At 44.8% G+C, this 22544-nt stretch carries 18 protein-coding genes; 5 read left to right on the forward strand and 13 right to left on the reverse strand.

Features of this window, described 5'->3' with window-relative positions:
* Nucleotides 1-215 precede the first annotated feature (215 nt).
* Nucleotides 216-968, forward strand: coding sequence for a BamJ family beta-barrel-assembly machinery protein (gene bamJ, locus ACTTJ8_RS04865; RefSeq protein WP_442720480.1), 753 nt, complete (start codon nt 216-218; stop codon nt 966-968).
* A 177-nt stretch (nt 969-1145) separates the two neighbouring features.
* On the opposite strand, the gene rnhA is transcribed toward bamJ, so the two are convergent.
* From rnhA to nagA, 5 genes are read right to left on the reverse strand one after another with little or no spacing between them, the layout of a single operon-like run.
* Nucleotides 1146-1628, reverse strand: coding sequence for a ribonuclease HI (rnhA, locus tag ACTTJ8_RS04870; protein WP_442720481.1), 483 nt, complete (start codon nt 1626-1628; stop codon nt 1146-1148).
* Nucleotides 1629-1670: 42 nt separating this feature from the next.
* Nucleotides 1671-2768, reverse strand: a complete 1098-nt coding sequence (locus ACTTJ8_RS04875; protein ID WP_442720482.1) for a 3-deoxy-7-phosphoheptulonate synthase — start codon at nt 2766-2768, stop codon at nt 1671-1673.
* Entirely contained in the window at nt 2761-3849 is a 1089-nt protein-coding gene (locus ACTTJ8_RS04880) for an AI-2E family transporter (RefSeq protein ID WP_442720483.1), read from the reverse strand. Before ACTTJ8_RS04880 ends, ACTTJ8_RS04875 begins: the two co-directional genes overlap by 8 nt.
* Entirely contained in the window at nt 3849-4658 is an 810-nt protein-coding gene (gene nagB, locus ACTTJ8_RS04885) for a glucosamine-6-phosphate deaminase (RefSeq protein ID WP_442715866.1), read from the reverse strand. Before nagB ends, ACTTJ8_RS04880 begins: the two co-directional genes overlap by 1 nt.
* Before the next feature lie 9 nt (nt 4659-4667).
* The gene (gene nagA, locus ACTTJ8_RS04890; protein ID WP_442720484.1) at nt 4668-5837 is read right to left on the reverse strand and encodes an N-acetylglucosamine-6-phosphate deacetylase; all 1170 of its coding nucleotides are present in this window, start codon (nt 5835-5837) and stop codon (nt 4668-4670) included.
* A gap of 265 nt (nt 5838-6102) precedes the next feature.
* On the opposite strand from nagA, the gene ACTTJ8_RS04895 reads away from it, so the two are divergent.
* Complete coding sequence (locus ACTTJ8_RS04895; RefSeq protein WP_442715864.1) at nt 6103-6969, forward strand: hypothetical protein; 867 nt, start codon at nt 6103-6105, stop codon at nt 6967-6969.
* A gap of 139 nt (nt 6970-7108) precedes the next feature.
* On the opposite strand, the gene ACTTJ8_RS04900 is transcribed toward ACTTJ8_RS04895, so the two are convergent.
* From ACTTJ8_RS04900 to tmk, 8 genes are all read right to left on the reverse strand, one after another.
* Entirely contained in the window at nt 7109-9136 is a 2028-nt protein-coding gene (locus ACTTJ8_RS04900) for an ABC-F family ATP-binding cassette domain-containing protein (protein WP_442720485.1), read from the reverse strand.
* Nucleotides 9136-10455, reverse strand: a complete 1320-nt coding sequence (locus tag ACTTJ8_RS04905; protein ID WP_442720486.1) for an SH3 domain-containing protein — start codon at nt 10453-10455, stop codon at nt 9136-9138. Before ACTTJ8_RS04905 ends, ACTTJ8_RS04900 begins: the two co-directional genes overlap by 1 nt.
* A 172-nt stretch (nt 10456-10627) precedes the next feature.
* Nucleotides 10628-11551: a PSP1 domain-containing protein gene (locus ACTTJ8_RS04910; RefSeq protein ID WP_442715861.1), complete on the reverse strand. Its 924-nt coding sequence runs from the start codon at nt 11549-11551 to the stop codon at nt 10628-10630.
* Nucleotides 11552-11697: 146 nt separating this feature from the next.
* On the reverse strand, nt 11698-12225 hold the full coding sequence (locus ACTTJ8_RS04915) for a DUF327 family protein (protein WP_442715860.1): 528 nt from the start codon (nt 12223-12225) through the stop codon (nt 11698-11700).
* A 9-nt stretch (nt 12226-12234) separates the two neighbouring features.
* Nucleotides 12235-12660 (reverse strand): bactofilin family protein, encoded by a 426-nt coding sequence (locus ACTTJ8_RS04920; RefSeq protein ID WP_442715859.1) that lies wholly within the window; start codon nt 12658-12660, stop codon nt 12235-12237.
* A gap of 5 nt (nt 12661-12665) precedes the next feature.
* On the reverse strand, nt 12666-13688 hold the full coding sequence (locus ACTTJ8_RS04925) for a M23 family metallopeptidase (RefSeq protein WP_442715858.1): 1023 nt from the start codon (nt 13686-13688) through the stop codon (nt 12666-12668).
* Between the two features lie 145 nt (nt 13689-13833).
* On the reverse strand, nt 13834-14448 hold the full coding sequence (locus ACTTJ8_RS04930; protein ID WP_442715857.1) for a hypothetical protein: 615 nt from the start codon (nt 14446-14448) through the stop codon (nt 13834-13836).
* Between the two features lie 3 nt (nt 14449-14451).
* On the reverse strand, nt 14452-15081 hold the full coding sequence (gene tmk / locus ACTTJ8_RS04935) for a dTMP kinase (protein WP_442720487.1): 630 nt from the start codon (nt 15079-15081) through the stop codon (nt 14452-14454).
* A 43-nt stretch (nt 15082-15124) separates the two neighbouring features.
* Here tmk and ACTTJ8_RS04940 point away from each other — a divergent pair, with 43 nt between their 5' ends.
* The 3 genes from ACTTJ8_RS04940 to ACTTJ8_RS04950 are packed head-to-tail and all read left to right on the forward strand — an operon-like array spanning nt 15125 to nt 22544.
* Nucleotides 15125-19546 (forward strand): translocation/assembly module TamB domain-containing protein, encoded by a 4422-nt coding sequence (locus ACTTJ8_RS04940; RefSeq protein WP_442720488.1) that lies wholly within the window; start codon nt 15125-15127, stop codon nt 19544-19546.
* Between the two features lie 22 nt (nt 19547-19568).
* Nucleotides 19569-22010 (forward strand): outer membrane protein assembly factor BamA, encoded by a 2442-nt coding sequence (gene bamA, locus ACTTJ8_RS04945; RefSeq protein WP_442720489.1) that lies wholly within the window; start codon nt 19569-19571, stop codon nt 22008-22010.
* 15 nt (nt 22011-22025) lie between these two features.
* Nucleotides 22026-22544 (forward strand): OmpH/Skp family outer membrane protein, encoded by a 519-nt coding sequence (locus ACTTJ8_RS04950; RefSeq protein WP_442715853.1) that lies wholly within the window; start codon nt 22026-22028, stop codon nt 22542-22544.

The following is a 22544-nucleotide window of genomic DNA, read 5'->3' on the forward strand; positions in this document are numbered from 1 at the left end:
TTCGAATAGGTCGACGAGTTCTAAATCGCACAAATAGTACGATTTAGAACATCGCATTTCAAGGTAACCTGTTCTAAAACGGAAGTTTCCGAACAGGTTTACTTATTGTAGCACAGTTTGTATGTTCTGTGTATTTTTTATTTCGCCAAAACATTGACTTTTTTATTTTTTGTGAGTATGGTTACAAGATACTTTTAAGACTATGGAAGTGAACAATGAACAAAAAAAACTTACTGGCAATACTAATTGCCGTCCTGTTTGTCATTCCTTTTGCCGTCAGCTGTAAAAAGCAAAATACTGAAAACACCGCAGCTGCAACAGAAGAAACAAAAGAGGCTGAATCAAAAGAGTTACCGCCTCCGACTAAAAAAGAAGTCGGATATGCATTCGGCGTTATGATGGGTTCCTCCCTTAAAGAGTTCAAATTGGAAGTCGATTATAATGAACTGATCAAGGGCTTAAAGGATGTAGAAAAAAATGCTGATGTTGATCTTGCCGCAGCCCAGAAAGTATTGCAGCGTGCAAGTGAAGATGCTCATAAAAAAGAAGCTGCTGACAACTTAGCAAAAGAAACGGCGTTTTTAGCTGCAAATGCTAAAAAAGACGGAATACATACCACTGAAAGCGGTTTACAGTACGAGGTTATCACAGAAGGTTCCGGAGCTATGCCATCAGCGGCAGACACTGTAAAAGTGCATTATAAAGGCACACTGGTGGACGGCACCGAGTTTGACAGCTCGTATAACCGGGGTGAGCCGGTTACCTTCCCGCTCAACGCGGTTATTCCCGGCTGGACAGAAGGGCTGCAGCTTATGAAGGTTGGTTCAAAGTATAAGCTCTATATCCCTTCAAAAATCGCTTATGGTGAGCGCGGTGTTTCGCAAGTGATCCCGCCGAACTCAACCCTTATTTTTGAAGTTGAGCTTTTAGAGATTGTTCCGCCTGATGCAGAAAAAAAGGCTGAATAATCTGCATTATCACCGATAGATAATAGACCTGTTCCGAAACTGAAATTTCTGAACAGGTTTAATACTTGCACATTGTGTTCAGCCAGCGCTGCTACAGCATGAACACGGGACAAGAAACCACCTACACAGCAGGGTACTCATCACCGTGGGTACACTGTTTTTTTATAATATAACGGATTAAAACTTTTTTGATTCCTCTACTGCAAGGGTGTCGCATATTTCGTTATATTGATTACCTGCATGACCTTTTACCCACATCCATTCCAGCTGTAGTGATGCGGCAAGTGTATCCAGCTGCTGCCATAGGTCTTGATTTTTTACTGGTTCTCTGCTTGCGGTTTTCCATCCGTTTTGCTTCCACTTTTTAATCCATGATGAAATCCCTTGTTGTACATACTGAGAATCCGTGTGCAGTGTAACCGGATAGTCAGGATATTGAGGGAGTATTGTCTTTTGATACGCCGTCAGCGCCTGAATAACTGCAAGCAGCTCCATTCTATTGTTCGTAGTACGCTGTTCTCCTCCCGAACCGCGCAGCAATTCTTGTTCGGAGCCTTCTGTCAAGACTTCTTTTAGAATAATCACAAAAGCCCAGCCGCCCGGACCGGGATTTTTTGAACACGCACCATCTGTATAGACTTTAATTTTTGCTGTTGTCATGAGTATCTCCTCTGCTGTTATTTTTTGGGGAACCGCTAAAAATCAAATGTGAGTTTTTTGCAGCTTCCTTTTCCATAGCGCTGCCGCTTCTTCAAGTACAGCCGCTGTCATTTCCCAGCCCATACACGGGTCTGTTATGGACGTTCCATAAGCTGCTGCAGTGCGGCAGTTTGCCATGGGAACCGTCCCTTCTTGAATAAAACTTTCAAGCATACAGCCCCTCAGTGCAGCAGCTGGCGGTTCTGTAAGCCGAAGATTTAAGCAATCTAAAAATACTTGCCGCTGCTTCTGGGTATCCTTTTGCGAGTTTCCATGGGAACAGTCCACAAGTAAAGCGGGCGGTATACCCTGTTGTGTAAGCATACTGCTGCTTGTTTCAATAGTTGTACGGCTGTAGTTTGTGCCATGCATACTGCCCCGCAACACGAGATGCGCATATTGATTCCCGCTGGTGTGCATAACCGCAGCACAACCGTTATCCATCGTTCCAAGGAATGCGTGCGGCTCCCGGGCAGAAACAATAGCATTGACTGCTGTTTGTATATCTCCGTCTGTAGGATTTTTAAAACCGACTGCCATAGAAAGCCCTGATGCAAGTTCCCGGTGTATCTGACTTTCTGCAGAGCGCGCTCCGATGGAAGCCCAGCTTAAAAAATCCGCCGTGTATTGCGGTACAATAGGATCGAGCAGCTCTGAAGCGGTGGGTAATCCAAGTTCTGTAATTGCCTTGAGCGTTTTCCGGGCAATCTCTAAACCGCTTGCGATATTTATCATACCATCCAAGCCCGGTTCGACAATCAATCCGCGCCAGCCTAATCCTGTGCGGGGTTTTTCAAAATAAACCCGCATAATAATACAAAAGATATCAGCATAGCGTTTCCGCAGCTGCATCAGCCGTTGTGCATAATCAAGGGCTGAAACGGGATCGTGGATGGAACAGGGACCGATAATGAGCAAAAAGCGATTGTTCCGTCCATCTAAAATAGCCTCTACTTCAGCTCGCCCCTCCTGCACTGTCCGGTACGATTTTTCTGACAGCGGCAGCTTATTGCGCATTTCCTGCGGCGGAATGAGCAATTCAGCACGGTCAATCCGCCGGTTATATAAAGGAGGACAGGTGGATTCGTCTTGTTTATGCATCGGTATCAGTACTATCGGAAGTTCGTGCTATATCGATCAAAGTAAAAAACAGAATAACAAACATTGGACCGAGTATAATACCATTAAAGCTGAAAAACTGAATACCGCCAAGGATCGAAAAGAAAATCAGCAGCGGGTGTATCTGAATCCTATTTTGTAAAAACATTGGACGCAAAAAATTATCGAGAGAGCTGATAAAAAAGCCTGCCGTACACAGAAAGACTATGCCTTTCACCGTACTAGCGGTCAATAAAAGCTCAACCCCTACCGGCAGCCATACAAGCGCACAGCCCAAAAGCGGCAAAAATGAACTAAAAAAGGTCAAGAATGCAAGCAGCAAGGCTCCTTCGATCCGAAAAAGAGAATAAATGATAAAGGCTGCAGCAAATTGGCAGATAGAAACAAGAAAATAGCCCTTAAAAAGGTTAGTAATAATATCCTTTATTTTTGCTGCAAGTTTTTGCCCCTCTGTAACATGTATAGGAATTGCCGTTACAAAGACCGATGCCAGATATTGCCCATCTATAAAAAAGAAATAAAGGGCAAAACACATAAAGAGCAGCGACAAGATAAATTGACCGATATTTCGAGCAAGACTCGTTGCATAATGCACAATTGTGTTGGTGTATTTCAAAAAGAAATTCATTATCTCTTTTTTCAAATCAAAAACCGAAAGGTCTATCGTTCCCATGGAAGCTTGTAGAACGAGTTCATTGAGCGAAGAAGTTTTTTCTACTTTCAGCAGCTGCGGATGCTCTACAATAAAAGTCATAATCTTTTTTGCAAACATCTGTCCCTGTCCTACGAGCTTTATAGCAAAAAAGAACATAATGCCGCCGACGAGAACGATAATTCCAACCGAAAACAAAGAGGCAATCAATCCTTTTTGCATTTTAAACCACCGGGATTCGGGATTTAAACGCGCAATAATCCAGTGGTAGTACGGACCAAAGAGCATATAGAACACAGCAGACCATAGCAGTACGCTGGCGTAAGGTAAAAAGACCCGTCCTACCAGTGCAATCGTAATCGCAAGCAGAATGAAAAAAGAGATTGTTTGAAATTTTAATGAGTTGCTCATTATACCCTTGTTCCGGCTGGCGCTTGTATCCCTTCAATATCTTTAAAATACCGAACAGTACCGACACGCAGCTCATCCGTTGCGGCTTCATCACAGACAATTATTGCATGCGGATGCATTTGTAGCGCTGAAATCGTCCAGATATGGTTTACACTGCCTTCTACAGCATGGCGGACAGCGCGGGCTTTATTGTACCCTGTTGCGAGAATCAATACCTCTTCCGCATCGGTTATTGTGCCGATTCCAACGGTAAGCGCTGTTTTCGGTACTGCATTGGTGTCGCCGCCGAAAAAACGGGCGTTCATTGCAATAGTATCCTGTGTTAGGGTTTTCTCCCGTGTACGGGATGCAAGCGAGGAACCGGGCTCATTAAAGGCAATATGTCCATCAGCGCCGACACCGCCCATAAACAAATGGATTTTTCCGTAGCGGGCAATAGCAGCTTCATACTTTTCGCATTCAGCTTTCGGATTATCTGCCATACCGTCTAAAATATGGATGTTTTCAGGTTTAATATCGATATGGGAAAAGAAATTTTCATGCATAAAATAGTGATAGCTTTGCGGATGATCAGGTGTAAGTCCAACATATTCATCCATATTAAAGGTTACTACATGCTGAAAAGAAATCTTTTTTTGCTGATACCGGCTGATTAATTCTTTATATACACCCAGCGGGGTAGAGCCTGTCGGTAGTCCGAGTACAAAGGGCTTTGCTGCGCTTGGCGCAAAATCGGTTATCTTTTTGCAGATATAATCAGCTGCCCACACAGCACAGGCATCATAATTATTCTTTATAATTAAACGCATATATTTCTCCTAAAACAAACTCTTTTTTAATGAGCCTTTAATAACAGTGGCAAGAACATTAAACTGTTTATCAAAAATAACAATATCACCTTCATAACCCGGCATAATTGAACCGCGCTTTGCATAACGCATAATTTCAGCAGGGTTAGCAGAACCGAAACGGACTGCCGTCTCCACCGGAAAGCCGAATGATACCAGATTTTTAACGCCTCGAATCATAGACAGGCTTGATCCTGCGATAACTCCATCAGCTTTTCTATGGAAGCAGCCGCCTTGGAACACAACCTCTTCTCCATTGGCAATAAGCTTTCCCTCATGCTGTTCAGTCGGTTTTAAGCTGTCGGTGATCAGGACTATTTTATCAATGGGTTTGTCCCGTACTAAGAGCCGGATTAAATCAGGATGAACATGAATACCGTCGGCGATAATTTCGCATGACATTTCCGGATGGATTAAAATTGCTCCGACCGCGCCGGGATTCCGGTGGTGCATCTGGCTCATTGCATTAAAAAGATGGGTTGAATGCAAAATACCTGCCTGCATTCCTTCAAGCATGTGTTCATACAGTGCATTGGTATGCCCGGCTTGCAGCACAATATTCTTCTTAATACAGTACAGCGCCAGTTCCCGCATGTTCTTGAGTTCTGGGGCTACGGTCATATTCACAATATTCCCGTTCGAGGCTGCCCATAATTTATCCATCAGCTCCAGATTAACCGGACTGATAGCAGAGGGACTGAGCGCTCCTGGCTTTTCCGGAGAGATGAATGGACCTTCAAGGTGTACGCCCATAATGGTAGCGCCTTCTTCATGCCCCATCGCATCCACAATAGCACGGATACACTGCATCATATTCTCAGGTTCGCTCGGATAAAGCGTAGGGTTAAATGCCGTTACACCATAATCGGCAAGGGCTTTAGACATTTCGAGGATAGATTCAGCGGATTTATCCTCTGTACCGAATCCTGCAAATCCATGGATATGGGTATCGATCAATCCGGGGGCAACATAGGCTTGCCCTACATCAATGATACGCACATCCGGGGAAAACCGTTTATTTGCAAAACGCCGCTCGCTAAAGACATCTTCTATTTTACCGTCTTTAACATAGACGCAGCTATTTTCCATTAGTGAGTAGCCTGTTACTACCGTTGCATTGTGAAAACAAATAGAACCCATAGACTTTCTCCAATCTATTATAAAACAACCGCTCAGAACGCAGGTAGCTCTTGAGAGGTAACATAAGTGTCTGTAAGGCGGGGTATCAGTATATAATTGCTGCCTAAACCTATTCGGAAGAAGCACACCCATAATAGCAGAAAATTGAGCAAAAGCCTAGAGGGTATCTCACATAGCAGGAACTTTGTGCCGGAAATATTGTATGCGCTTACCCACACAGAATAGACCTTGCGTATATGCAGTATGCAGCTTATACTAATGGGGTATGAAGTTTTTTAGTCGATTGTTCCGGTGGATTAAAGGTACGCAAGTGTATGCGCTCGTGGGCGGTAACGGCACGGGAAAAAGCTTTCGGGCTCGATTAGTTGCCCAAAAATACAGAATAGACCTCATTATTGACGATGGATTAGTGATCCGGGGAGATAAAATCATTGCCGGGCATTCAGCAAAGCGTGAAAAGACCTTTTTGGCGGCGGTAAAAGCAGCCGTTTTTGATGATAAGCAGCATCGGGATGAAGCTGCCAAGGTATTGCATCAGCTTAGCCGAAAAAAGATACTCATTTTAGGTACATCCGATAAAATGGTGAATAAAATTGCCGCACGGCTGCAAATCCAGCCGCCGCAAAAAATTATCCGTATTGAAGATATAGCGACGCAAGAAGAAATTGAAGCTGCTATCCGCAGCCGCCGTGTAGAAGGCAAGCATGTTATTCCTGTTCCTTCCGTTGAGGTAAAACGGAATTATCCCCAAATCTTTTATGACAAAATCCGGTTGCTCTTCCGCAATGAAAATATCCGGCACTTAAAAGAGGAAGAAACCTTATTTGAAAAATCGGTTGTACGTCCTGAGTTTTCGAAGGTGTATGCGGCACAAGTTTCCGACGCTGCACTCAAAGAAATGGTGATTCAACATACTGCACAGTACGATAGCGCTGTCGGTATTAAAAAAATTACCGTGCAAGCTGAACGAAGCGGCTATATCATTATTATGATGGTTGATATGCCGGCAGGTCCTGATTTGGCAGGACGAATACTGGCGCTCAAAAGTTATATCATAAAAAATATTGAACGGTATTCCGGCATTTTTATCGAAGACTTGAACATCGTGATAGATCAGATGATAGAACCGTAGCCGAAAATATCCTTGTGTTTTCCACTTAAATCAACCACCCAGCGCAGCTTGCGGGCATTAGCCTTCCGCACGAATAAACCTCCTATTTGTGCAGTTGAGAACCGGCCGCTCTGTTCGGTACCATAGGTATCGGACTGGTCTAATCATCTTGCGCCATGGTTTCCCATTGCTCAGTGAGTGCGGCAGCTCTTTCTTGCAAGTTTTGTATCTGCTGTTGAACACTGCGTACCTTTGCTCCGTCGGCGTAAACCTCCGGGCTGGCAAGCTGCGCTTCTAAATCTTTGATTGCATCTTCTGTTTCGGTAAGCTGGGCAAAAATGCGTTCTTCTTCTTTTTCCCGTTTACGTTTTTCCGCCCGTTGCTTTTTTTGTTCTTCGTAAGAAAGCCCCTTATCAGCTAAGAAGGCAGCGCCCTTACCGCCTATACTGCCGCTTGCAGCGTTTCCGGTACCTTGAGTTCCATGAACGGTGCCGCTTCCGCCACTGCTATGCAGCGGTGCGGATGGCTGTCCCGGCTTTTCCGATTCAGCCCCGCTTTCTTCTGCTGCAATCCGGTAGAGGTAATAGTCGTAAGTACCCGGAAAGTTCCTAATACGGGTACCTGCCCCCGGAGTTGCCGCGGCAGTGAGTTCCAGAATGCGGGTGGCAAGCCCTTGGATAAAAAACTTATCGTGAGAAACAAAGAGTACCGTACCTTCAAACCGCTGCAGCGCATCGAGAAGTACATCCTTTGAATGAAGGTCGAGGTGATTGGTCGGCTCATCCAAAATAAGGAGGTTGAGCGGTTTGAGCAGCAGCCGGAGAAGGGCAAGTCTGCTTTTTTCCCCGCCAGACAGCACGGAAAGCGGCTTATGAATATCATCCCCCCGAAAAAGAAAGGCTGCAAGCATGTCGTACAGCTTAGGAATCAGGTGAGTCGGAGCTTCCCGCTCCATCAGCTGGATGATGGTTTCGCTGCCGGTAATCCGCTCCGCTTCATCTTGAGAAAAATAGCCGGTGATAATGCCTGCTCCGTATTTTACCGAACCGGTATAGGAGGTATCTTCCCCGGCAAGAATGCGGAGCAAGGTTGTCTTACCAGCCCCGTTTCTGCCGGTTAATGCAAGCCGCTCTTGTTTGGTTACCGTCAGCTCTGCATCTTTTAAAATGAGCCGCTCTCCATAAGCTTTTGAAATACCTTCTGCTTGCAGTGTGATATTGCCTGAGTGAGGAGCAGGCGGAAAGCTAAAGTGAATTTTCTTTAAGTGTTCGGGAAGTTCGATGCGTTCAAGTTTTTCCAGCCGTTTTACCCGATCCTGCACAGCTGCTGCTTTTGTTGCCTTATAGCGGAACTTGCGGATAAAATCTTCGGTTTTTGCTATTTCCAGCTGCTGCTGCGTATATGCCTTTATTAGCGAGGCTAATTCTACTTCCCGTGTCTTTTCGTAATTGGTATAGGTACCGGCATAGCGTTTCAGCGTACCGTTGAATAATTCGTATGTTTCGTTGACGGTTGCATCTAAAAAGGAGCGGTCATGGCTGACCAGTAAAAAACCTCCGGCATATTTTTTCAGCCAGAGTTCAAGCCAGCTGCGTGCCTCGATATCGAGGTAGTTGGTCGGCTCATCTAAGATGATAATATCAGCGCCGCTTAACAGTATTTTTGCAAGAGCTATACGCATCTGCCATCCGCCGGAAAACTCATCGGTAAGGCGGGTGAAATCCTCTGTTGTAAAGCCTAGTCCGCGCAATGTCTCATCCGCAAGCCGCTGGCGGAAGTACCAGCCTGACTGCTCAAGTGCTGTTTGCAGGGCGTGATAGTCATGGGCAAGCCGTTCCGCCTTTGCCGTATCAGCTTCTTCGCTCATGAGCCGGCCCACTGCTTCAAGCTGCTCTACAAGCTGCGCTCCGTGGGAGAATGCCGTATCAGCTTCTTCCATAAGCGTTTTACCGCGGTGCACAATACCTGATTGCGGCAGATAGGCAACACGAGTGTTTTTTTCCATCGAAAGGGAGCCGGAATCAGGCTGTATCACACCCGCAATAATCTTCATCAAGGTAGATTTACCGCTGCCGTTTGCACCGGTCAGCGCTGCTTTTGTTCCTTGGGTGAGCACAAGCGTAATATTTTGCAGAATGTCGCGGTCGCCGAATGCAAGCGAAATAGTGGAAAGCTGTACAAACGGCATTATTCTTCTATTCCTTCCGCACCAAAAAAGAGGATAACCGGGTTCAGATTGCGGACAGCTGCAATACCGTCTGTAATGTTTTCCGGTTTTACATATTCAAGCTTAACTCCTTGCTTTGAAACCGTGTAGAAAAAGTCAATCCAGTTACCGCTGCCGTCAAATTTGAACGATAGTATACCCCTATATTCTGTTTTGAGCTTTGAGCTGATAAAGTACCGGATAGCGACGGAACCTGAGGCTCCTGCTCCTTTGGGAATAATAGACGGAGTGAGTACCTGATACCCGTTCCAAAGGAATCTGCCGTCTTGCAAAAATTGCAGCACACCGTAATTTACGGAATTAAAAACGGGACCTGCATTGATCAGTGTTTGCAGCTCAGCATTTCTCCGCTCTGTTTCTGCATCTGCAAGGGCTTGTGGGTTTTCTTTTAAGGTAATAAAAGTGTGTATCTGGACTGAACCTTTATCGTCAGTATAATTTACCGCGATTGTTTCCGCATCTCTGATCTGTAAAAGAAGCGGAGAACCTTCAAACTGATAGGCTCCCATCCTATTTTTTGTAATACCGGTGTAAGGAAAGGCAATTTGCATATCTTTGAGCATAATGCGAGCCACCCCGGTACCTTCTCCGGGGAAAAAGCCGAAGTCTTCCGTCATCCGTTCAGGATCAATATGCTTCTTTTGAATCATCTCTCGATAGTATTGAGGATACCAGCGGCTTTTTAAAATACCGGTCAGTACTTCATCCGCTGCCGCTTCCTGCCTTTGCTGAGGTGCAGACGGTTCCCGTTCATCATAGGTAAAAAGATTGTAAGAAAAGCACCATCCGCGGGTGCCATCGTTTGTCATAACGTAGAGCCAATCTCCTTCCAGTTGCTTGTCGCGGGAAATAACCGGAGCGCCTTCGCCTTTCCAAAGTACTTTTACAATTTGATTTTCGCGGAGCCGATACACTTGCTTACCGGTGTTGTCGGGGGTTGAGCGCAGCGGCAGTCCGTCAAGTTTCACCGCAGCATAGACAGAGCGGTATTCTTTTGTTTTTTCGATATATGCTTGCGCTTCCCGTTTTGAAGTACAAAAGGTGAGCTGCCAGAGCGGAATTTCTATTTTTTCCTTATTCAGTTCGGCAATATATACTTTTGAGATATTTGACCGTACAAGAATCGGTACAATATCAGTTGCGGTCAGATTATGTTCCGGGATCGACCAGTTCACAACACCGTAGCCGATTTTTTTAGAACAGGCGCTGAATGCAGCAATACTCATGCAGCACCCCGCGATTATGAGAGTATTATAGAAAGAAAGCAGCTTTTTTTTCATATCATGTCCTCATGGCAGTATTCAACTGAGCTTTTTTAAGTTTTTAACCTTTCGGATTATACTTTAAAGAGGGTAAGGGTGCAAGATCGGATATTTGGAAGAAAACTTGACAGTTTGTTTTTAGTTTACTGAGAAAGGCTCAGAGGATATAAAACATCGAAGAATGTTGCTTTTATGATATCTTCCATTTCCCGTTATGCTGCACAAAACGTTTGGCAGGAATGGAAATAACCCTGCCGTCTTCCCCGGACAACACAATTACCTCGGTAATCAGATTGATTTCGCTAATGCGGAAGAAAGTATTATCGTAGTAGAGACCGGTACCGACTGTTGGTAAGTGCTTGCGTGTTTCAATATACCAATCGTATTCATAGGCAAGGCAGCAAAGCAAACGCCCGCATTGCCCGGAAATTTTTAGGGAGTTGAGCGACAGATTCTGCTCTTTTGCCATCTTAATCGAAACAGGGCGCAGTTTATCGGTTACTGCATGACAGCAAAACGGTCTGCCGCAACAGCCGATTCCGCCGGTCATACGGGATTCATCGCGAACACCGATCTGGCGCAATTCAATACGGATACGCAAAATAGCAACTAAGTCTTTTACTAATTTGCGGAAATCAATGCGGGTGTCAGCGGTAAAAAAGAAGAGTACTTTCGGCTCTTCCAATAGATAATGACAGCCGACTAGCTTCATATCCAATTTATGCAGCAGCACCTTTTCCTTAAACAGCTCACTGGCAGCTGTTTCTTTTTCGATATTTTCCTTGCTTCGTTGTATATCCTCATCAACGGCTTTCCTAGTCACCGAAACGACATCACTTGGAGCAGCGCCTATCGGGTGTTCGACTAAGCCGACTACCCGTGCCATATCCACCCCATAGCGGGTTTGAGCGATAACATACTCATTGGGCTGCAGCTGGAGGTCAGCCGCCGAACCGTACAAGGTCTCCTGTGAATAATCCAGTTTTAGCTGATACAAGGGATGCGGAAAAGATGACGCATCAACACTTGCCGAAGTTTCCGGTATATCGGTATCTTCTAATGCGATAAAATCATCTATGTCTTCGTATTCCGTATATGTTTCTTCAAATTCCATATTTATAGTTACTACTCCTCGCAAGGATATCTTCTAACAACTCATGTGTGTATAGAAGTTTTCAACAGGTTATGCACAGAGGCATGTGAGCATTAACCCTCCGCACGAATAAATGATGCATAGAAGCATGTATGCTATCGGTATCGCTATGTAATTAAATCTATAATAAGACCGTATATTTCTTCAAGCCGTTCTAAGATAAAAAGTTGATTTTTTTGATCATAGAGAAGCTCACTGGCAAAGCGATCCAATTTTTCATTGATAACAACAATCTGAGTAAAAGAACGCAGTTGCAAGTTATTGGTTCTATCCCGCTGCAGCTGATCTTTTTTAACCACAGTATAGGCTTTCCGCGCAACATACCCGACAAAATGTTTAACAGCCTGCTTATATTGCAAGATGGTTTCAGGATTTTGCCGTGTTCTCAACGTATCTCCTGCAGAGCGCACCGCATCTTGCAATAAAGTCAGCGCTTCTTCTTGCGGCATACTGCCTATTCTCTCAAGAAATTCCGCTTCGGTTTCAGGTTGCGGTTCCGGCAAAACACTCCGCAATATCTCAGTAAATTTATTAGACCTCTTTTTATCTTTTTCTGAAGATGCAGTCTTACTTTGTAATGGGCGCTGAACGGCTATTCCTGCTGCGTAGCTCGAACTTTCTATTTGATTCCCCATCTTTCTCCTTTACTTTGAATAAGAAAAAGTAGAAGAACGCAGGGCTTGCCGGTTATGATATTTTTTTTCAGCCTCATCAAAACTCTCTTGATCGCCGATAGCCGAACAAAAGCCATGCAGTATAACGTCATCATCTACACGCAGCTTTTTTGTCAGTACCGACCCGATAACCATTCCGGATGAAAGAACCACAACATAATCGGGTGCGATAATATCACCCTGCACAATTCCGCCTACACTCACAGAGGCTGCGCGGATATTGCCGCGTACCCGTGCCGCTTCGCCAATAATTACACGTCCTTGTGTCTGTACATTCCCATCTATATCACCATCTATCCGTAAAAAGCCCGAAACACTTACATTGCCTGTAATGAGCGCTCCCGGACCGATGATAGTATTAACCGAAATATCATCAATAAAGTTCTTTTTAGCCATAGCTATTATTTTGTGTGAGAGGTCTTGATATTCAGATATTTAATTGGATCTACAACATCAGAACCGATATGCACTTCATAGTGTAGGTGCGGTCCCGTTGAAACCCCCGATGTTCCAATATATCCGATGGTCTGCCCCTGCTGTACATATTCCCCTCTTGTTACCCGATACGATTGCAGGTGTGCATAGCGGGTATAAAATCCGTGCTTATGCTTAATGATAATATAATTTCCCCAGCCCGAATCAAACTCTACCGTAACCACCTGCCCATCGGCAGTTGCAATGATGGGATCACCGGAACGGTAGGTAGAAAGGTCTATTCCTTTATGGATATACCACTGACCGGTGAAAGGGTGGCGGTTTTGCCCGAATGCCATAGAAATATGTCCGATGCCGCCTTTAATCGGCCAAAGACTGGGTATATCGGAAAAAAGCGTAGTTTGCACATTCAAAAGTTTGCCCATTTCCTGCACAGGTAAGACGGCATCGTTCAAATAAGAGGTAAGCTGCTGAAGCTCGGAAGATTCTTTGAGGGAACCTTCTGCTACTTCGTGCATATTAAAAAGGTATGACAAGTCTCCGTTTGCCGTTTGTCCGGTAGGTGCCGCGGTTTTTAATCCGAGTGATGAAAAAGTTGAGGTAAGCGCTGCCTGAAAATTCCGGGCTGTTTTTAAAAGCTCATTTGTTTGATCTCGCAGCACATCTAAACTTGCCTGCGCCTTTTCCGCTTCTTCTTTGGTAGCAGAGAGGTCTTGTACGGAAACAGCGGTTTTATGCGCAAACCAAAAAAACGACGAAAACACACCGATAACAATGAGCAGCGTAAAAAGTAAGCTAAAAATACTTGTTTGAAAGTTAATGACCTTTTTCTGTGAATGGGGCACAATCATAATTGTCAGCTTTTTTCTGCCGCCTGCAACAATAGACTGAACAAGATGCCCCGCCATCCCAAACACTGTTTTGAGCTGTTTGGAAAGATAGCGTACAATATTGTTTTCAGCCTTTTTATATCCTCGTGTTCGAGACACTTTTTTAACCCTCTTCTTCCATTGTTCAATGTATATCTCTCAAAACCATCAGTCCGTAGAGATGCCCTAATATTCAACTATACCGATAAAGCCATTCCCTGTCCAGCAACTGGTACATTCTGAACAAAACACATACCGAATCCTATCAATACGTTTCGTCCATTGCAGTAAAATCAGCACGGACTTTTGCAAGCCGTTCCAACTCACGGGTTATTGTCCGTTCATAATTAAGCTTTTTTTGTGCAATCCGTTCCCGTTCATCTTCCCAATTCTGTAAATCGGTCAAGAATAAAAACTGAAACTTCCGTACATTTGCTTTTTCAGCCCACAGCGCTGCTTCCTTCCAATAAAACAGCGCCGTATTGTAGCAATCCTCCGCTATTTTTAAACTTTCGATATTTTGCTCCTTCCACGGAGCATTATAAAAATAGGCAACCTGTTTATCATATTTCATACCGAGCCGGAGATGCTGCTCTACCATTTTCAGATTTAAGTGCATCATAAAGAGGTACCGGTATTTTTCCCAATCGTTTTTATCAGTAATTTTACCCAATGCGTAGAGCGGATTGCAAAAATCGGCATTTATCGCCTTTTCAAGCCAATAAATATTCTCAAGCGTTTCATCGGGATATTGTTTATAGTGAACGTGATACAGCTTATAGTACTGCTCCTTATAGGTTACAAAGTACGCCTGCAGAGCGGCTGTTTGCACAAAAGAGAAAAATAAAAAAATAGCTGTTACACGCACAAACCTTTTCATTGCTCAATGTATCGGCACATTTTGCACAATACTCCAGATTGTTTCGTGAATTTTTGCAATCGATTCTGCGGCATCAATACGGATGATCTGCATATCAGGGGCAGCTTTCTCGTAGTGTTGGAGAATCTTATAGTATTCGGTTGCGACTTGCTGCTGAAAAGATTCTTTTTCATATATTTCAAGCGGGGCATTCCGTTTTTCAACCCGTTCCATCGCTGTTTTTGCCGGAAGATCAAAGAAAAAGAGGTACTCAGGAAGGGGGAACGCTCCGTTAATCACCTGAGCAAGCTCCCGCCCTGCTGCAAGTCCCTGATACGCAAGGCTCGAAAAAAAATAGCGGTCGGAAAACACTACTTTTCCTGCCTTGAGCTGATCTAATATTCCATCTTTACCATATATATGCTCACAGCGGTCTGCGCCGAAAAGATAGGCGATGGTCTTTGCATCTAAGGTTGTTGCCCCGGAAAGCGCTTCCCGGATGAGTTTACCGATGGGGCTGCCGGTAGGTTCGCAGGTAAAATACACAGACTGCTCTAAACCGCGGGCTGCAAAAGCCTCTTGCAATAACCGAATCTGACTGGTAGTTCCCGTACCATCCAGCCCTTCAAAAACAATAAAATTTTTCACAAACATTTCTCTATCATAACAAGTTATTATTTGATATAATAGACCCTCAATGAAACCTACCGCACGATCTATAGTAGAGTTTGCACTATTTTTATGTATACTTATTCTCTCTCTTGCGGTACTTCACCCCTTGGTGCAGCAGATGGAGCATAAGCTCGCAGAGGTGCGTATCCGTGTCCTTACATATATTGAACAAACATATAATCTCAAGATCACATACGAATCGCTTTCCCCTTCACTGCTGCGCTCTGTTTCGCTGAGGAATGTAAAAGTATATGATGCCGAACATAATACCGAAATTGCTGCTTTTGAAGATATTTCGCTGCGCTACCGGTTTGGGAAACTGCTTTTCGGCAACACATCAGAGGTGTTGGACTCCGCCCGGATAGCGAACGGCTTTGTTACACTCGATTTGCTGGAAAATACAGCGCTTGCAGAAAAGCTCAATACGCTCCAAGCCTCATCACAGGAGTCATCGAGAGAAGAAGCCTCGGCAACAACGGAAGAGCTTTTGCCGTTTTTTTCCGCCCAAACGCTCACCGTGGAGATTAAAAACGTCCGGCTCCGTTATCGGGATGCTATCCATACTGCCGATGCGCAGATAGCTGAAGGCTCCTGCCGTCTTGACTCGGAAGCCTTAACGGTAAGCCTTACGAGTACTGCCGCTTACCGGAACGCATCTTTATCCGATATAGGTACGGCTGAAACGGCATTCACCATTGACGGGAAGTTTAATAAGGATTTAAGCACTGGGTCTGCTGTTGCGAATTTTTCTCACATTTCTACCGACGTATTCGGCATCGACAGGCTCAAGCTGTTTACCGGCTACCGGGATAAAACATTTACGTTTAATACCATGCAAGACTTTCAGCCGATGGATTTGACGGCGAGTTGGAATATTGAAACAAATGATATGAGCGGAAAATTCAGCTGCAAAGATTTTATGCCGCTGCGGTCGGTTTCTCTGTATAAAGTGCCGAAAAACCTCGTACAATTTTCATCATTGGCAATGAGCGGTGGAGCCCAATTTACCCTGTCCGCACAGCAGCTGCAGTGGAATACCGATATGAGCTTTGTACTGCCGCCGCTTGAGCTATCTTCCTTCCGTTTAGAAGATGCAGTGCTGCACATCGCGGCAGACGGATCGGATAAAGACATTACCGTTTCAGAGCTTGCACTGTCTGCCGAAAATGCGGATGTTTTTTCAAAATTTGCGGTAAACCTTGAAAAAAAGCTCCCCTCCGGTCAATTGGAAGTTAGGAAACTCATTCTTCCTTCGGGAGCATCCTTAGCTGCTGACATAGGTTTCTCGGTGCGGGATAAAACGTTTACGTGCAGCATTCCTTCCGTACAGCTTGGAGACGGCATACTGCGGAACATAGCTTTGAATATCACGCCGTCCGGTCAAAAAGCCGACTATACCTTATCTGCAGAAGACGAATACGGCAAATACAGCTTCGACGGCTCATATATATACGATGCCGACAGCAAAACGGCCAGTCAAAGTCCTCACTTCTTAGAGCTGCATGGGGCATTCGACGCGGTGGGAATCGGTACGGTAGCAAAATTCATCCAGGCGGCACTTCCTGATGCCTCCATACCGGTTACAACAGCAGAGGCATTACAGTGTACAACGGAATTTTATATCTCAACAGACTTAAAGAGTTTTTCCTATAACTGCATTCGGTTTGTTTTGGTTTCCAATGCTGTCAACGACTTTTATGCACTGGTATCCGTAAAAGGGAACCAAAACTCATTCTCACTCACGGATATTGATATTGCATACAAAAACATGTCCTTAAAAGGCACAATTAACGCGGACTTTGAAACATTAAATGATATTATCTTTAATAGCAACTTGGCGATAAACGCCATCGGATACCAAATTCAAGGCTTCTATTCTCAGAATGTGCTCAATATTTACGGGGATTACGGACTTGCCGTCAGTGCCCTCTACGATAAAACGAGCGGACTGCAAGGCAGTATTAAAATGACCGAAATGCCGCTGCCCTTCCTGCCGCTGTTTTTAACCCTCGAATCGGGATTCCGCTATACTACACCAGAGAACTGGGAGGGGAGTATTGATACAGGCTATCTCAGCTATGGTAGTCCTGCTTCGCTGCGTCCAACCGCGCTTGGCATAAGTTTCCGCGGCGGGGCAAACCAAAGCGGTCTTTCGCTGCCGGAGATCAAACTAGGTACTGACGAAGCCCTGACCGGCAGTCTGAACATAGCATTCCCCGCAGCCGCAGGAGAAGGGCAAGCCCCGGCAGCCTATACCGCTGCACTCAACTTAGCATCACCGGATGAAACGGAAAAGATTGAGTTTAACGCAGAAGCAGCGCTTACTGACCTGATCAATGTCAGCGGTTCACTCAAACTTGACCGGATATCGCTTGCCCGTTTTATCTATACGCAAAGCAAAGAGAATCGGGTTTCAGCAGATGCGAACTTTGCATTCACACCTGACAGTATTTCAGGAAAGCTCAGCGTACCGGAGTTTTCAGTTTTTGTGCGAGGAAATGACCTCCGTACCTCCGGTTCTCTGGTACTTGCAGACCAAAAAGCAGACATTACGATCGACAAAGCGGAATGGGGCAGCCACCAAGTCAGCAGCATTACCGGCAGTTTTTCAGCAACGGACTTAACCGGAACACTGAATGCCGATTACGCCGGCAAAGCGGCAACAAAACAGATGAAAGCGCATATCCGCAGTGTTTTTACCGGCGTACAGTCAGATTCAGAGAAGTCGCAAAGCCTTTTGACGCGGCTTACACACAGTATCGAACAGTTTACGCTCAACACATATATCAGTAATTGGCGATTCGACACCGAAACAGGTAAAGACGAGGTTCCTATTTCACTCATCCGGGAAAAAGACATTACCGCATTATATGCCGGTAAAAACGATGAAATTACCGGATTTATTTTGAACGACGGGGTTGTATCGCTAAAACTTGCGGACACGCTGCCGCTTCGGTTTAGTTTAGACGGAAAGATAACCAAAGATACCCTCGATGTAACTGTTAGTGAACTCCGGGCGGATATAAAAAAGATATGGGATATAACCGGCTTGGATTATGTCAAATTTTACACAGGAGCACTTACCGGAAATCTTGCCATTACCGGTAAACCGCTCGAACCGGACTTCAGCGGAAAGTTGGAAGGGCGGAATATTACCGTAAACTCTCCGCGCTTTGCCCCTGAAACCTTTGGTCCTGTTGCCTTGGATATTATTGCTGACGGCACTATGCTGGAGGTTCCTTACACCGTTCTCAAAGGACCTTCTACAGATGTTTGGGCTCGGTGTACTGCAGAATTTTCAGGCTGGATTCCTGATGATGTTTCAGTTCAATGCGGAACGCTCGGCACTAAGAAAGGGGTAATGAAAACCGATAATATTCTATTTAAAGCAGACGGATTGGCAAGCGGTACTGTCGATCTCAACATAACCCCCACACGGATCGGCTTATACGGTTCAGCTGCCTTCGATTCAGGCTATTTTGTGATAAAATTCAGCGACTTTGACACATTTGCCTCCAAAAAAAGCAGTTCGTCCGGCATAGCGTTTGATATAAAGCTTGATGTGCAACTGGGACACAAGGCGGAATTCCGCTGGCCTACCTCCGACATCCCTATCCTAAAAGCACTGGTCCCGACAGAAGCCCCGCTCACCCTCGCTGTAGATGGTAACACCGGCTCTTTTTCCATCAAAGGGAATGTGAAAATGCGGGGCGGCGAGGTGTTTTACATTAAGCGCAGTTTCTATATCCGGGAAGGTACTATCTCTTTTTTGAACGCAACATCAAATATTGAACCGTACATAACACTGAGAGCTGAAATCCGCGACCGTGATGAGTCGGGAGAGCCGCTCCGTCTCATTTTGACGGCAAAAGACCAGCCTCTGTTCAGTTTTAATCCAACGCTCAACTCTGACCCGCCCCGTTCTACAAACGAAATTATGCAGCTGCTCGGTCAAGTTGCAATCGGCGATACCGGGAAAGAAAACGTATGGCAGAGCCTGTTGGCAAGCGGTTCGGACATTCTTGCCCAAGTAGGATTCCTCAAAAAAGCAGAAACGCAAGTACGAGATTTTTTTAAGCTGGATGCCTTTTCGTTTAGAACCCTGCTTTTGCAAAATGCTATCTTGGGTAATTTATTCAATCTCAACAAAAATACCACACTCACCTTGAGTAACTATCTTGACAACACAAGTGTTTATATAGGTAAATATTTTGGTTCGGCTATTTATGCAGACGCGTTACTTCATTTGAGTCATTATGATGAAACATCACTCAAAAACGGCGGAGATAACCGTCCCGTCTATAAAAATCTGCTTTTTCAGCCGGAAGTCGGCTTAGAGATGGCTACACCATTCTTTATGCTGCGATGGTCAGTAGCTCCTACAAAACCGGATACGCTCTTTGTAGGGGATGCTGCATTGACTTTTTCGTGGAAATATTCATATTAACTAATAGCTAGAGGAGTTTTTAATGTTAAAAAAAGTAATTGCTGCAACCGTGTTCGTGTTATCTCTCTGGAGCCTCTCAGCACAGGTGCCGGATAATTGGTACGAAAACAAGCCTATTACCAGTATCTTCTTCCAAGGATTGAACAGTGTCTCAAAAACCGAATTGGACGGCGTGTTCGATTCTTTTAAAGGAAAGCCTTTTTCCGATGAAACATATTCGGAAATTCTACAAAAGTTATATGCACTGGACTATTTTTCAAACATCATTCCCAAAGCGGTACCTGCTGATAGCGACTACCAATACGTACGGCTTGAGTTTGAAGTTACAGAAAAACCAGTTATTACATTGATCAAAATAACCGGTAATAACCAAATCTCCCGCGGGGATCTGCTCTCAAAAATAGTGCTAAAAAAAGGCGATATTTATAATGAGCTGAAAAAGAATGCAGATGAGCAAACGATTAAGAACTATTACACAGAAAAGGGCTATGCTACAGCTACTGTCAACTCTGCAGTGTCAGATAGTCCGCAAGGGGGTGTTATCCTCGAGTTTACCATTACTGAGGGCAAGCAAACCATTGTTTCTGAAGTTACTTTCCAAGGAAATAGTGCCGTAGGAGAAAAAGCCTTAAAAGGTGTGCTGGTAACAAAACCGGCAAAATTTCTGGTAAAGGGGATTTTTAAGGAGAGTGCCCTGGAAGAAGACAAGGCTGCAATTCAGCAATTTTACGGCGAACGAGGCTATATCGATGCCCATGTCGAAAATATTGTCCAGGATGTTGATAGCGAAACAGACCCTCAAAAAAATCTGGTAAAACTTACCTATGTTATTATGGAAGGAGATCAATATACCTACGGCGGTACGATCTTTGAAGGCAATAAAATCTTTTCTACCGAAGATTTAGCAGCAAAGATCAGGTTAAGTCCTGGAGCAGTCTTGAATATGACGAAGTTTGAGCAGGGATTCCAGGCGATTGCAGATACCTATTTTGAAAACGGCTATACCTCCAACTATATTAACCGTGCAATGCAGCGCGATTCGGCAACAAAAAAGGCATCGTTTACCATCACCATCGTCGAACGCCGCCGCAGCCATATTGAAAATATTATTATCCGCGGTAATAAACGGACAAAAGATTACGTTATCAAGCGTGAACTTCTGTTTGAACCGGGCGATGTATTTTCAAAGTCAAAGTTTACCAATAGTTTACGAAATTTGTTTAACCTCCGGTATTTTTCAACGGTTGTGCCCGATGTACAGCCCGGCTCCGAACAAGACCTGATGGATGTTATCCTCAATGTTGAAGAACAGTCTACCGCGAGTATTCAATTCGGTGTAACCTTCGTCGGCGTTTCCGATGCAGACAGCTTCCCTCTTTCGCTTTTTGTGCAATGGCAGGAGCGGAACCTTGCAGGGCGCGGAAATGAAATTTCGGTAAATGCAACAGCGGCAACCGATAATCAAACCCTCCAGTTCGGGTATGCTGAAAACTGGTTCCTCGGCTATCCGATCACCCTTGGATTTGACTTATCAGTAAGTCATAAGTCATTATTTACCTATCAAGATGCAGTATTCCCATACGGTCCGTTCAAAAGCAGGGAGGAGTTTGCAAAAAATAAAGATTTAGCAAATGCATACCGGATGCGTTATGACCGCATGGAAACCACCTTCGGCATACATACCGGATACCGCTGGTATCCGCGCTATTGCACCATTACATGGCGCGGCGGTATCAATTTCTCGTTGGGAAAGAACTTTTATAATACCGGTTTATACCGTCCTGCTGATCCAACCGTCCGGCGGCAGCAAGCAGGATGGCGGCTTAACAACTCCTTTTGGACACGCTTTTCTTTTGATGGACGTGATCTCCAGTATGATTCCAGTAAGGGCTGGTTCTTTAGCGAGCAGATAAGCTTTTTCGGACTCTTACCTAAGATTGAAGATGAATACTTCTTCCGTTCAGAAGCGAAAGCCGAAGCATATGTTACCCTACTGAATTATCCTGTTTCTGCGGTATGGAATCTGAAATTCGTCTTGGCATTCTATTCGGGCTTTTCATTCCAGCTGCCGCTGCCCAATAGTATTATCGGAGATGATAGTAAGCTCAGTATTGACGGCATGTTTATCGGACGCGGCTGGACAACGCTTGGCGGTATCGGAAAAGGAAATGTCTTAGTGAACCACTGGATGGAGTTTCGCTGGCCGCTTGCCCACGGAATCCTCTCTTTTGACTTTTTCTTGGATGCCGCTGCGGTGAAGAAGGATTTAGCAGACCTGAAAACCTTCAGCATGAACGACTATTATATGAGTTTTGGTCCGGGATTACGCTTTGTTATTCCACAATTCCCGCTCAGGCTGATGTTTGCCAATACGTTCAAGCCGGAAAATGGAAAACTGGTGTGGGGCAACGGCAAGAGTGCAGACTGGCAGTTTGTCTTGTCCTTCAGTATCCCGAACTTATAAGCGTATGGAGGAATCATGAAAAAATATGGAATTATATCAATTCTTTTTTTAGTTTGTGCAGCAGCGCTATCAGCACAGCAGATAACAAGGTTTGCCGTGGTCGATACTTCGCGGATTTATTCAACATTTTTGCGGGATGCCCGTTCAGTTCGTGACTATCAGGCAAAGCAGGCAAAGTATCAGGCTGAAACACAGCGGATGTCCGACGAGATTATTACCCTGCGGCAAAAAAAAGTCGACGCAGAAGCTGCTGGTAAAAAGGATGCCGTACAAAAATACCAAGCGGCAATCGATTCAAAAACGAGCTTTTTGCTTGAGTATTCCAAAGCCTGTAACGATGAATTGGCTATGCTGCGTAAGAACCTCGTAAGCGATGATGTCTTTTATGCCCGGCTTTATGCAGCAATTAAGAAGATTGCAGAAAGTGAAGGCTACACCATGGTGCTTAACCTGCAGCAGGGTGAAGCGATTGTGTGGTACAGCCCGACAGTCGATATTACCGAAACCGTAATACGGGAGCTCAGTTCAAACTGA

It is taken from the genome of Treponema sp., assembly GCF_052169735.1.
Lineage (GTDB): Bacteria > Spirochaetota > Spirochaetia > Treponematales > Treponemataceae > Treponema.

Coding starts and splice junctions, on each gene's coding strand:
- nagA (WP_442720484.1), bottom strand. CDS start 5,837: ATGGGTTCTATTTGTTTTCACAATGCAACGGTAGTAACAGGCTACTCA.
- ACTTJ8_RS04895 (WP_442715864.1), top strand. CDS start 6,103: ATGAAGTTTTTTAGTCGATTGTTCCGGTGGATTAAAGGTACGCAAGTG.
- rnhA (WP_442720481.1), bottom strand. CDS start 1,628: ATGACAACAGCAAAAATTAAAGTCTATACAGATGGTGCGTGTTCAAAA.
- ACTTJ8_RS04880 (WP_442720483.1), bottom strand. CDS start 3,849: ATGAGCAACTCATTAAAATTTCAAACAATCTCTTTTTTCATTCTGCTT.
- ACTTJ8_RS04930 (WP_442715857.1), bottom strand. CDS start 14,448: ATGAAAAGGTTTGTGCGTGTAACAGCTATTTTTTTATTTTTCTCTTTT.
- ACTTJ8_RS04905 (WP_442720486.1), bottom strand. CDS start 10,455: ATGAAAAAAAAGCTGCTTTCTTTCTATAATACTCTCATAATCGCGGGG.
- ACTTJ8_RS04940 (WP_442720488.1), top strand. CDS start 15,125: ATGAAACCTACCGCACGATCTATAGTAGAGTTTGCACTATTTTTATGT.
- ACTTJ8_RS04910 (WP_442715861.1), bottom strand. CDS start 11,551: ATGGAATTTGAAGAAACATATACGGAATACGAAGACATAGATGATTTT.
- ACTTJ8_RS04915 (WP_442715860.1), bottom strand. CDS start 12,225: ATGGGGAATCAAATAGAAAGTTCGAGCTACGCAGCAGGAATAGCCGTT.
- ACTTJ8_RS04900 (WP_442720485.1), bottom strand. CDS start 9,136: ATGCCGTTTGTACAGCTTTCCACTATTTCGCTTGCATTCGGCGACCGC.
- nagB (WP_442715866.1), bottom strand. CDS start 4,658: ATGCGTTTAATTATAAAGAATAATTATGATGCCTGTGCTGTGTGGGCA.
- ACTTJ8_RS04875 (WP_442720482.1), bottom strand. CDS start 2,768: ATGCATAAACAAGACGAATCCACCTGTCCTCCTTTATATAACCGGCGG.
- bamJ (WP_442720480.1), top strand. CDS start 216: ATGAACAAAAAAAACTTACTGGCAATACTAATTGCCGTCCTGTTTGTC.
- tmk (WP_442720487.1), bottom strand. CDS start 15,081: ATGTTTGTGAAAAATTTTATTGTTTTTGAAGGGCTGGATGGTACGGGA.
- ACTTJ8_RS04950 (WP_442715853.1), top strand. CDS start 22,026: ATGAAAAAATATGGAATTATATCAATTCTTTTTTTAGTTTGTGCAGCA.
- ACTTJ8_RS04920 (WP_442715859.1), bottom strand. CDS start 12,660: ATGGCTAAAAAGAACTTTATTGATGATATTTCGGTTAATACTATCATC.
- bamA (WP_442720489.1), top strand. CDS start 19,569: ATGTTAAAAAAAGTAATTGCTGCAACCGTGTTCGTGTTATCTCTCTGG.